This window comes from Fluviibacter sp. (assembly GCF_057744235.1).
Genome location: NZ_JBIJFP010000010.1, coordinates 51,402 through 62,693, shown reverse-complemented (window position 1 = coordinate 62,693; position 11,292 = coordinate 51,402). Strand labels below are relative to the sequence as shown.

The 11,292-nt window shown below is 58.0% G+C and carries 10 protein-coding genes; 5 read left to right on the top strand and 5 right to left on the bottom strand.

The window, feature by feature from the left end; translation table 11 throughout:
* A partial coding sequence (dapE, locus tag AC3GOJ_RS06805; RefSeq protein ID WP_488236709.1) for a succinyl-diaminopimelate desuccinylase occupies positions 1–920 on the bottom strand: 920 nt, incomplete at its 3' end.
* 14 nt (positions 921–934) lie between these two features.
* Positions 935–1,768: a 2,3,4,5-tetrahydropyridine-2,6-dicarboxylate N-succinyltransferase gene (gene dapD, locus AC3GOJ_RS06800; RefSeq protein ID WP_488236708.1), complete on the bottom strand. Its 834-nt coding sequence runs from the start codon at positions 1,766–1,768 to the stop codon at positions 935–937.
* 150 nt (positions 1,769–1,918) lie between these two features.
* On the opposite strand from dapD, the gene pyrG reads away from it, so the two are divergent.
* The 5 genes from pyrG (at position 1,919) to AC3GOJ_RS06775 (ending at position 6,716) form a co-directional block, all read left to right on the top strand.
* Positions 1,919–3,592, top strand: coding sequence for a CTP synthase (pyrG, locus tag AC3GOJ_RS06795; protein ID WP_488236707.1), 1,674 nt, complete (start codon positions 1,919–1,921; stop codon positions 3,590–3,592).
* A complete protein-coding gene (gene kdsA / locus AC3GOJ_RS06790) occupies positions 3,589–4,437 on the top strand; it encodes a 3-deoxy-8-phosphooctulonate synthase (protein ID WP_488236706.1) in 849 nt (282 codons plus the stop codon). Before pyrG ends, kdsA begins: the two co-directional genes overlap by 4 nt.
* Before the next feature lie 62 nt (positions 4,438–4,499).
* Complete coding sequence (eno, locus tag AC3GOJ_RS06785; RefSeq protein ID WP_488236705.1) at positions 4,500–5,783, top strand: phosphopyruvate hydratase; 1,284 nt, start codon at positions 4,500–4,502, stop codon at positions 5,781–5,783.
* Between the two features lie 22 nt (positions 5,784–5,805).
* Positions 5,806–6,204: a cell division protein FtsB gene (ftsB, locus tag AC3GOJ_RS06780; RefSeq protein ID WP_488236704.1), complete on the top strand. Its 399-nt coding sequence runs from the start codon at positions 5,806–5,808 to the stop codon at positions 6,202–6,204.
* On the top strand, positions 6,201–6,716 hold the full coding sequence (locus AC3GOJ_RS06775; protein ID WP_488236703.1) for an FKBP-type peptidyl-prolyl cis-trans isomerase: 516 nt from the start codon (positions 6,201–6,203) through the stop codon (positions 6,714–6,716). The genes ftsB and AC3GOJ_RS06775 overlap by 4 nt, the downstream gene beginning before the upstream one ends.
* On the opposite strand, the gene AC3GOJ_RS06770 is transcribed toward AC3GOJ_RS06775, so the two are convergent.
* The 3 genes from AC3GOJ_RS06770 to AC3GOJ_RS06760 are packed head-to-tail and all read right to left on the bottom strand — an operon-like array spanning position 6,713 to position 11,235.
* The gene (locus AC3GOJ_RS06770; protein WP_488236702.1) at positions 6,713–7,717 is read right to left on the bottom strand and encodes a hypothetical protein; all 1,005 of its coding nucleotides are present in this window, start codon (positions 7,715–7,717) and stop codon (positions 6,713–6,715) included. The two genes, AC3GOJ_RS06775 and AC3GOJ_RS06770, sit on opposite strands and share 4 nt — an antisense overlap.
* A 5-nt stretch (positions 7,718–7,722) precedes the next feature.
* Entirely contained in the window at positions 7,723–10,410 is a 2,688-nt protein-coding gene (mutS, locus tag AC3GOJ_RS06765) for a DNA mismatch repair protein MutS (RefSeq protein ID WP_488236701.1), read from the bottom strand.
* A 27-nt stretch (positions 10,411–10,437) separates the two neighbouring features.
* Entirely contained in the window at positions 10,438–11,235 is a 798-nt protein-coding gene (locus AC3GOJ_RS06760; protein WP_488236700.1) for an inositol monophosphatase family protein, read from the bottom strand.
* Positions 11,236–11,292 lie beyond the last annotated feature (57 nt).

Sequence of the window (11,292 nt, the reverse complement as noted above, 5' to 3'; positions counted from 1 at the left end):
TTACGGGCTGCGTCAGCCAGTGGGCCTTCGGGGGTAATGAAGGGCTTGGCGCCGAGTGTCCATTCAATGCTGTATTCCAGACCGTGACGCTTGAGCAGGTCTTCAACGTGCTGCTTGAGGCCATCGGTCGTGCTGGTGGTGGAGAAGCGGAAGTTGAATTTCAGGCTCAGCGTGCCGGGAATAACGTTGGTGGCACCGGTACCGGCATTGAAGTTGGAGATCTGCCAGGTGGTCGGCGGGAAGTATTCGTTACCGTTGTCCCACACGGTGGCCGAGAGTTCGGCCAGTGCCGGGGCAAACTGGTGAATGGGGTTGCGGGCCAGATGCGGATACGCCACATGGCCTTGCACACCTTTGATGGTGAGGTTGCCGGAGAGCGACCCACGGCGACCATTCTTGATCATGTCGCCACAGCGGTTGACCGAGGTGGGTTCACCGACGATGGCGTACTGGATGGTTTCGCCACGCGCCTTGAGAGCATCGACCACAATGGTGGTGCCGTCGTTGGCGGGGCCTTCTTCATCCGACGTCAGCAGGAAGGCGATGGAACCGGGGTGATTGGGGTGCTCTGTAACGAATTGTTCTACGGCAACAATAAAGGCTGCGAGTGAGCTCTTCATGTCGGCGGCGCCGCGGCCGTAGAGTTTGCCGTCTCGTTCCGAAGGTTGGAACGGGGGCGTGGTCCACGCATCCAGAGCACCGGTGGGAACCACATCCGTGTGGCCGGCCAGCACCATGAGCGGTGCAGTGGTGCCACGTCGTGCCCAGAGGTTGCTGGTGCCGTTGCGGTCGATGCGCTCGAAGCTAAAGCCCAGAGGGCTTAGGCGTTCGGCGATCAGTTCCAGGCAACCGGCATCTTCCGGGGTGACAGAAGCCCGCGCAATGAGGGCTTCAGTAAGTTGACGGACGGGTTCGCTCATCATCTTAACTGCGATTAGTCGCGCAGCAGGTCGTTGAGGCTGGTCTTGGCACGGGTCTGTGCATCAACCTTCTTAACGATCACGGCGCAGTACAGGCTGTACTTGCCATCAGGCGAGGGCAGGTTGCCGGCAACCACGACCGAACCGGCGGGTACGCGACCGTAATGGATTTCACCGGTTTCACGATCATAGATCTTGGTCGACTGGCTGATGTATACGCCCATCGAGATCACGCAGTTGTCTTCAACGATCACGCCTTCCACCACTTCCGAACGGGCACCGATAAAGCAGTTGTCGCCAATGATGGTGGGGTTGGCTTGCAGTGGTTCCAGTACGCCGCCGATGCCAACGCCGCCCGACAGGTGAACGTTTTTACCGATTTGGGCACACGAGCCAACGGTGGCCCAGGTATCCACCATGGTGCCTTCGTCAACGAAAGCGCCGATGTTCACGTAGGAAGGCATGAGCACCACGTTCTTGGCGATGTACGAACCACGACGGGCGGTAGCTGGTGGTACCACGCGGAAGCCGCCTTCGCGGAACTGGGCTTCAGTCCAGCCCTGGAATTTGGTGTCGACTTTGTCGAAGTAGCGCAGTTCGCCACTGTCTTGTACGCGGTTGTCGTTGGTGCGGAACGACAGCAGTACGGCCTTTTTAACCCACTGGTGGGTGACCCATTCACCGTTGATTTTTTCGGCAACGCGCAGGGCGCCGCGGTCCAGCTCATGAATAACCTGATCGATGGCTTCTACAGCTTCTTTAGGCGAACCGGTTGGCGACAGGTCGTTACGGTTTTCCCAGAGGTTTTCGATGACGGGTTGCAGGGGGTGATTGATGGCGTGGCTCATGGACATGGCTTTAAAAAGGGCTTGAAAGCCTTTCATTATACGGGAAAAGCTGTTTTTACCCTCAGGGTGTGGCTGAGAATTTTTGTCGTTTTCGTTTGAGAAGGAGGCCGGCATCGGGTATCATCGGGCTTTCCCGCTGCACGTTTTGCTATGACCAAATATGTCTTCGTCACGGGTGGTGTTGTCTCTTCCCTGGGTAAGGGAATTGCGGCCGCCTCTCTGGGTGCGATTCTCGAATCGCGTGGGCTTAAAGTCACCCATTTAAAACTCGATCCCTACATCAACGTTGACCCCGGGACGATGAGTCCTTTCCAGCACGGCGAAGTGTTCGTGACGGAAGATGGGGCCGAAACCGATCTGGATCTGGGCCACTACGAGCGCTTTACCAGCGCCCGTATGCACAAGCGTAATAACTTTACGACGGGTCAGGTTTACGAGTCGGTGATCAAGAAAGAACGCCGTGGCGAGTATCTGGGCAAAACCGTCCAGGTGATCCCGCACATTACCGACGAGATCAAGCATCTCGTTAAGCGTGGTGCCGAAGGTGCTGACGTGGCGCTGGTTGAAGTAGGCGGTACGGTCGGTGATATCGAATCGCTGCCGTTTCTGGAAGCTATTCGCCAGATGGGTATTGAAGAAGGCCGTAACAATGTCTGTTACATCCATCTGACCCTGCTGCCGTGGATTCCGACGGCCGGTGAGCTCAAAACCAAGCCGACCCAGCACTCGGTAAAAGAACTGCGCGAAATCGGTATCCAGCCCGATGTGCTGCTGTGCCGTGCCGATCGCGAGATCCCCATTGAAGAGCGCCGCAAGATTGCGCTGTTCTGTAATGTGGCACCGGAAGCCGTGATCGAAGCGCTGGATGCGCCATCGATCTACAAGATTCCTGAAATGCTGCACAACCAGATGCTGGACGAGATCGTCTGTCACAAGCTGGCCATTCTGGCCCGGGCGGCTGATCTGTCGGTCTGGAACAAGCTGGTGCGTTCGCTGGACAACCCGGAACGTTTTGTCGACGTGGCCTTTGTGGGCAAGTACGTCGATCTGACCGAGTCGTACAAGTCGCTGATCGAGGCGCTGGTCCATGCTGGCATCCAGACCCATGCCAAGGTGCGTATCCATTATCTGGATTCGGAAGACCTAGAGCGTCATGGGTGCGATGCGCTGAAGGATATGGACGCCATTCTGGTACCGGGCGGCTTTGGTAAGCGCGGTACGGAAGGCAAGATTGCCGCCATTCGTTTTGCCCGTGAGAACAAGGTCCCGTATCTGGGCATCTGTCTGGGGATGCAGCTGGCCGTGGTGGAATACGCCCGTGATGTGGCCGGCATGAAGGATGCGCATTCGACCGAGTTTGATCCGGCATCGCCGTTCCCGGTGATCGGCCTGATTACCGAATGGAAAGACCGTTCGGGCAAGATGGAACAGCGTAGTGAAGATTCTGATCTGGGCGGCACCATGCGCCTGGGCGGCCAGCTGTGCTTGCTGAAGTCGGGCTCGCTGGCGCGTGATATTTATGGCGCCGACGAGATTACCGAGCGTCACCGTCATCGTTATGAAGTGAACAACACGCTGCTCAGCAAACTGGAAGAAGCCGGTCTGGTGGTGGCAGGTCGTGCGCCGGTGACTGACTTGTGCGAAATGGTCGAGCTGCCGAAGTCGGTACACCCGTGGTTTGTGGGTTGCCAGTTCCACCCGGAATTCACCTCGAACCCACGCCAGGGTCACCCATTGTTTACCGCCTACGTGAATGCCGCTGTGGCCCACCAGGACACAACCGGTGTTCGTAAGCAGGCGATTGTGAAAGAAACTAAAGCATGAAGCTCGCCGGCTTTGAAGTGACCGATACCTCGACGTTTTTCCTGATCGCCGGGCCATGCGTGATCGAGTCTGAGCAGATGTGCCTGGATATCGCCGGCACGATGAAGGAAATGACGAGCGGCCTGGGTATTCCGTACATTTTTAAAGCCAGCTTCGATAAGGCGAACCGCAGCTCGGGCAAATCCTTCCGCGGCCCCGGCCGTGAAGGTGGCCTGGAAATTCTGGCCAAGGTACGTGAGCAGATCGGTGTGCCGGTACTGACCGACGTGCACGGTATTGACGATATCGCCCCGGTGGCGGCGGTATGTGATGTGCTGCAAACACCGGCCTTTCTGTGCCGCCAGACGGACTTTATCGAAGCCTGTGCCACGAGTGGCAAGCCTGTGAATATCAAGAAGGGCCAGTTCCTGGCGCCGGGCGATATGCAGAACGTGGTGGATAAAGCCCGTGATGCCGCCAAGGCTGCAGGCATTACCGAAGACACCATCATGGTGTGTGAACGTGGCGCTTCGTTCGGTTATAACAATCTGGTGTCGGATATGCGGTCGCTGGCGATCATGCGTCGCACGGGTTGCCCGGTGGTGTTTGATGCCACGCACTCGGTGCAGTTACCGGGTGGGCAGGGTAGCTCATCGGGTGGTCAGCGCGAATTTGTGCCGGTGCTGGCACGTGCCGCTGTCGCCACGGGTATCCATGGCCTGTTCATGGAAACCCACCCGGACCCATCCAAAGCCATGTCAGACGGCCCGAATGCCTGGCCGCTGGCACAGATGCCCCAATTGCTTGAACATTTGCTGACGCTGGACCGTGCGGTCAAAAGCGCCCGGATGTTTGATCTTTCCTGAAGTACTTTGACGTCCTGTTTAAACCACTACGTATTTAAATATCTACAAAGAAAGGCCTGACCATGAGCGCCATTGTTGACATCATCGCCCGCGAGATCCTGGATTCGCGCGGTAACCCAACTGTTGAAGCCGATGTGCTGCTGGAATCCGGCGTAATGGGCCGTGCCGCGGTGCCATCAGGCGCTTCGACCGGTTCACGCGAAGCGATTGAGCTGCGCGATGGTGACGGTAGTCGTTACCTGGGCAAGGGTGTGATGCGCGCTGTTGAAAACGTCAACACCGAAATCAGCGAAGCACTGATCGGTCTGGACGCTCAGGAACAGGCCTTTATCGACAAGACCTTGATCGACCTCGACGGTACCGATAACAAGGCCCGCCTGGGCGCCAACGCGCTGCTGGCCGTGTCGATGGCCGTGGCCAAGGCTGCTGCCGAAGAAGCCGGTCTGCCCCTGTATCGCTACTTCGGTGGTGCGGGTCAGATGTCGCTACCGGTGCCGATGATGAACATCATCAACGGCGGTGAGCATGCCAATAACAGCCTGGATATCCAGGAATTCATGATTATTCCGGTGGGCGTGGATTCGTTCCGGGAAGCCCTGCGTTGCGGTGCCGAGATTTTCCACGCGCTGAAGAAGCTGCTGGACAAGAACGGTCACTCGACCGCCGTGGGTGATGAAGGTGGTTTTGCGCCGAACCTGGGTAGCCATTCGGAAGCCCTGGAAGTGATCATGCAAGCCATCCAGAACGCCGGTTATGTGCCGGGTAAGGATGTGCTGCTGGCACTGGACTGCGCCGCTTCGGAGTTCTACAAAGAAGGTAAGTACCAGCTGTCGGGCGAAGCTCTGCAGCTGACCTCGGCGCAGTTTGTCGATTATCTGGCGACGCTGGTCGACAAGTTCCCGATCGTGTCGATCGAAGACGGTATGGCCGAAGGTGACTGGGATGGCTGGAAGCTACTGACCGAACGTCTGGGCAAGAAAGTCCAAATCGTGGGTGACGACCTGTTCGTGACCAATACCAAGATCCTGAAAGAAGGCATCCAGAAGGGTATCGCCAACTCGATCCTGATCAAGATCAACCAGATCGGTACGCTGAGTGAAACCTTTGCGGCCATCGAAATGGCCAAGCGCGCCGGTTACACCGCCGTGATTTCGCACCGTTCGGGTGAAACGGAAGATTCGACGATTGCCGATATCGCGGTTGGCCTCAATGCCGGCCAGATCAAGACCGGTTCGCTGTCGCGTTCGGATCGCATCGCCAAGTACAACCAGCTGCTGCGTATTGAAGAAGATCTGGGCGACACTGCTACCTATCCGGGTCGCGAAGCCTTCTACAACCTGCGTTAATTTTTAGTCACTGTTCATCCCCATGCGTCCTTCAACTGGCATTCTGCTTGGCCTGGTTGTGCTGCTCCAGTACCCGCTTTGGCTGGGTAAGGGTGGCTGGTTGAAGGTATGGGAAAGTGACCGTCAGCTGCGTCAGCAGCGTGAAGTCAACCGTCAGCTGGAACTGCGCAATGCGGGGCTGGAAGCGGAAACACGCAATCTGAAATCCGGCCTGGAAGCGGTGGAAGAACGTTCCCGTTTCGAACTCGGTATGGTGAAGGCTGACGAAGTCTTCTATCAGTTGTCGGCGCGCAAAAAAACTGCCGCACCAGCTTCTGTGCCTGCCGCTGGTGTGGCTGAACCGGTGGCCAAAACCGAACCGGCTGCGCCCCCTTCGGCAACTGCTGCGGACGCACCTGCACCTCCTAAGGAAAATCAATGACTGCTGAACTCGTACATCGCAACACGGTAGTGACACTGGATTACAGTGTGACCGATTCGGATGGCCAGGTGGTTGATGATGGTCGTAACCCCATTCGTTACCTGCACGGTGGCTATGGTGATATTTTCGACCGTATTGAAGAAACGCTGGAAGGCAAGCACGTGGGTGATTCGGTCACCGTCAAGTTGCAACCGGATGAAGCCTATGGCGATTATGATCCGGAGATGGTACAGATCGAACCCGCTTCCCGTCTGCCTAAGGAAACCAAGGTGGGCATGCAGTTTGAAGGCGCTCCGGAAGGCGCCGATGAAGACGATATCGTTATTTACCGTGTGACCGATATTGCCGACGGCAAGGTCGTGCTGGATGGCAATCATCCGTTGGCCGGCATTTCACTGGTGTTCACGTGCACGGTGCGTGATGTGCGCCCGGCCACGCCGGAAGAGATTGAAGAAGAGTCGGTTGCCGACGATGACGAGGCTGACGACAGCAGCCCGGTCATTATCCACTAACTTTGGCCAGGGTCTTCGGTGGGGTCGTCGTTGAGCGGCGGCCACGGAAAAGATTCAAAACGGAATTCCGTGCGGGTGACCGGGTCGTCGCTGCCCTGTTTATTTTTAGCGATACTGACCTCCACCCAACCCTGTTGTAGAGCGCCATAGGTCTCGACGCGGGTGAAGTTCTGATAGGGCAGATCGTTCTGCGGGTTAATCAGCGGGTGATCAATGCGGTGAACGCCTGATCCGCCATGCACCAGCAGGACCTGGCCCTTGAACTGTTCAGTCGCGATTCTCAGCTGATCAATCAGTGGCCGATAGCCTTTGGGGGCTTCGGTTTCACCGGGAATGTTGAACTCCGGGTCACCATGCATCACGATCACCAGCATGCCTATGCCTTTGTCGGCCGCGATGCGGAAGGTGTCCTGCAACCACATTAGGCTCGCGGCATTGCGATCCAGATATTCGCTGCTGGCATCGGCCTTGTTGCCCCAGCGATTGTTGTTGCCGGTGACGTTGAGCGTGGCAAAGATGGCCTTGCCACCGTCCAGTTCCCAGCGCATCAGTTCAGGGTAATCGGGCTGGCGACTCAGAGGCAGGCTGGGCTCGCCCAGGCTGGTGTTGCTCTGGTAATACGTTTTGCGCAGTAGCGCCAGACGATCTTCCGGTGTGAATTTGGTGCAGAGTGCCCATTCGGCATCACCCGGCACGTAAAAGGTGGGTAGCGGTGCCTGTGCAAAGATGGGGAAGGCCGCCAACAGATGCTTGTCTTGGCAACCCTGATCGGTGGGCTTGAGACCGCCGGTAAAAATGGCCAGGGCTTCATTCTTGTCCGCCATGTCGGCCAGCATGCCTTTGAGGTAGCCCTGGTGTTCCGGCGTCATGTAGACATCACCGAAGAGGGCAAAGCTCAGGTTGGCGCTATAGGCCGGGGCTGCCATGAGCAAGCCGGCGGCAATCACGTTGGCGATAACTGCGGCCAGTCGTTTATTGAAGATCGAGGCAGATTGCGTCATGGGTTTCAACTTCTGGCGCGGGCTTTGAGTTGATAGAGCAGATCAAGGGCCTGGCGCGGGGTCAAGCTGTCCGGGTCCATGGCCGACAGTTCGGCCAGTAGCGGATGCGCTTCGGTTGCGGGCTCGGGTTCAGTCACTGCTGGCGCATCCGGGATGTCGAAGAAATCGTTCTGCGGGTGCTCACCGCTGGCCGGTTGATGACGCACGGACTGGGATTCGAGTTCGAGCAGAGTGCGGCGTGCATCGCGCACTACGGCCGAAGGAATGCCGGCCAGCGAGGCCACTTCAATGCCGTAGCTCTGATTGGCTGGGCCAGCCTGCACCCGGTGCATGAAGACAATGCGGTCGTGATGTTCCACAGCATCTAAGTGCACGTTTTCCAGTTGTTTGAATTTTTCGCTGAGACGGGTGAGTTCAAAGTAATGGGTGGCGAACAAGGTTAGCGATTTGTTATGGCGCAGCACTTGTTTGAGTACGGCGGAGGCCAAGGCCAGGCCATCAAAGGTGGAGGTACCGCGACCGATTTCATCCATCAGCACCAGGCTGCGTTCGTCGGCCTGGTTCAGGATGGCGGCGGTTTCGGTCATCTCGACCATGAAGGTGGAGCGTCCAGAGGCCAGGTCATCCGAGGCGCCGATACGCGTGTAGATAGCGTTGATGCGGCCAATGCGGGCTGAGGTGGCGGGGACGTACGATCCGATGCGGGCCAGCAGCACGATGAGTGCGGTCTGGCGCATGTAGGTGGATTTACCGCCCATGTTCGGGCCGGTGATGAGCAGACACTGGCGATCCGGGTGCAGACGGGTGTCGTTATCGACAAAGGGTTTGCCTTCCCGACTCAGAGCTTGTTCCACCACGGGGTGGCGACCTTCGCTGATGTCGATTTCCGGGATCGGGCTGAACGTCGGTCGGCACCAGTTGCGGTCAAGGGCTGTGTGAGCAAAGCTGGCCGTCAAATCCAGTTCGGCAATATCCATGGCCAGTGATTTGAGGGCGATGAGGTCAGGCTGTAGTTGCTGAAGCAGGGCTTCGAACAGCATTTTTTCCCGGGCAAGGGATCGGTCCTGGGCGGAGAGCGCCTTGTCTTCAAAAGTCTTGAGCTCCGGCGTGATGTAGCGCTCGGCGTTTTTCAGCGTCTGGCGTCGACGATAGTGCTCGGGCACTTTGGCCGACTGCGCCTGCGAGACTTCGATATAAAAGCCATGCACCCGGTTGTATTCCACCTTCAGTGTAGAAATGCCGGTGGCCTCGCGTTCACGCGTTTCCAGGGCCAGTAGAAAATCGCCGCAATGGGTCTGGATGTTTCTTAGTTCGTCCAGTTCGCTATCAAATCCGTCGGCAATGACGCCGCCGTCACGGATATGGTTACCGGGTTCCGGGCGGATGGCGCTGGTCAGTAGCTGCCCCACCTGTAACGGCGTTACTGTGTTGGCGAGGCGATCTGCCAGCTGTGACAAGACCAGGCTTTCATCGTTGAGGCTGGCGGCGGCCAGCTGCTGCACCAGTGTGGCGAGCGCCGGCCACTGGATTAAGGTGTCGCGCAATGCGGCCAGTTCACGTGGTCGGACCGAGAGCAGGGCGATGCGCCCGGCGATGCGCTCGATGTCACAAAAGCCATTGAGCAGATCGCGCAGCTCGGTGAGCAGATCTTGACGAGCCAGTAGACTGTCGATCACCTGATGCCGACTGGCTGGCAGATGATCGTCAGCCGACGGGTGATGCAATGCGTGGCGTAGTGCCCGCGAGCCCATAGCGGTGCGGGTGCGATCCAGAATGCTGTACAGCGTGGTGCTCTCGGCACCTGGCTGGCTGGCCAGGCGGAGGGACTCGGTGAGCTCCAGATTGCGACGAGTGATGGCGTCCATCCGCAGATACTGGTTGGGGCGCTCGACAAGGATTGTGCTGATGCCGAGCATTTCCGGTTTGCGGAACTGGGTGGCCTGAATATAGTCGAGCAGTGCACTGCATGCGGCCAGGGCCGGCTGATCTTCGTTCGGATCGATGCCGTAGGCGCTGAGTGCACCCACCTTCAGGGCATGGCACAACGAGCGGTTACCAGTCTCGGCATCAAACAGCCATTCGGCCCGACGCGTGGGATGGCTGAGGACATCCGATAGGGTGTGGTTTTCCGGGACGAGCACTTCAGAGGGGTCGATGCGACCCAGCAGCGTGCCGAGTTGCTCAAGGCTGACTTCTGCCAGCGTCAGTCGGCCGGCGGCCAGCGAGATCCAGGCGGCACCCAGACGGGTGCCTGCCGGATAAATGGCCATGAGATGGTTTTCACGGCGCTCATCCATGAGCGAGGCATCGCAGACGGTACCGGGGGTGACGATGCGCGTGACAGCCCGTTCGACAGGGCCTTTGCTGGTGGCGGGGTCACCAATCTGTTCGCAAATCGCGACGGATTCGCCGGCTTTGACCAGGCGGGCCACATACTGATCGGCTGCATGAAACGGGACGCCGGCCATGCGGATGGGTTCACCATTAGATTGGCCACGGCTGGTGAGCGTAATATCAAGCAGACGGGCGGCCTTGACCGCATCGTCAAAAAACAGCTCGTAGAAATCGCCCATCCGGTAAAACAAGAGGGTATCCGGTACCGTCGCTTTTAACGCGAGATACTGGATCATCATGGGGGTATAAGCGGCGGGCTTTTTATTCCCAGCGGCGTCCGGTGTGGATTTTTTGCTCATGACTGAACGCCGCGCATGACTGGCGTATTAGGCGGCAGGGGCCTTCAGGTGCTTCTGAACAATCTGCAGCAACGGGGTGTGCACTTTGGGGGTGCCGGCCACGATGTCGCCTGACTTGAGGTAGTTACCGTCGCCCTTGAGATCGGTGGCAAATCCACCCGCTTCCAGTATGAGCAGTGTGCCGGCAGCCATGTCCCAAGGGGCCAGGCCGAACTCCCAGAAGCCATCCAGGCGACCGGCGGCGACATAAGCTAGATCCAGCGAGGCGGCACCAGGGCGGCGCATGCCGGCCGTTTTGCTGGTGAGTTCCTTGAAGGCATCCATGTACTGATCAACACGATCAAAGATACGATAGGGGAAACCGGTACCGATCAGCGAGTCGTTCAGGCGGTCGCAACGGCTGACGCGAATGCGGCGGTCATTGAGGAATGCACCGCTACCTTTGCTAGCGGTGAAGATTTCGTTACGCATCGGATCGTAAACCACGCCATGGGCCAGCTGGCCGTTCTGGGTGAGGGCGATGGAAATGGCGTACTGCGGAAAACCATGAATAAAGTTGGTGGTGCCGTCGAGCGGATCGATAATCCACTGGAACTCGGCTTCCGGCGCAGTGGCACCCGATTCTTCGGCTAGAATGCCGTGGCTCGGATAGGCTTCGGTCAGGATTTCCTTGATGGCATCCTCAGCAGCGCGGTCTACCTGGGTAACGTAATCACTCTGGCCCTTACGGGCAACCTGCAGATTTTCGATATCGAGCGCGGCTCGGTTGATGATTTGACCGGCACGACGTGCGGCCTTAACGGCAACATTAAGAAAGGGATGCATATCAGGGACACAGAGCAAAATGGCAAACAGGTTTGTTTGCGCGAATACCCGTATTGT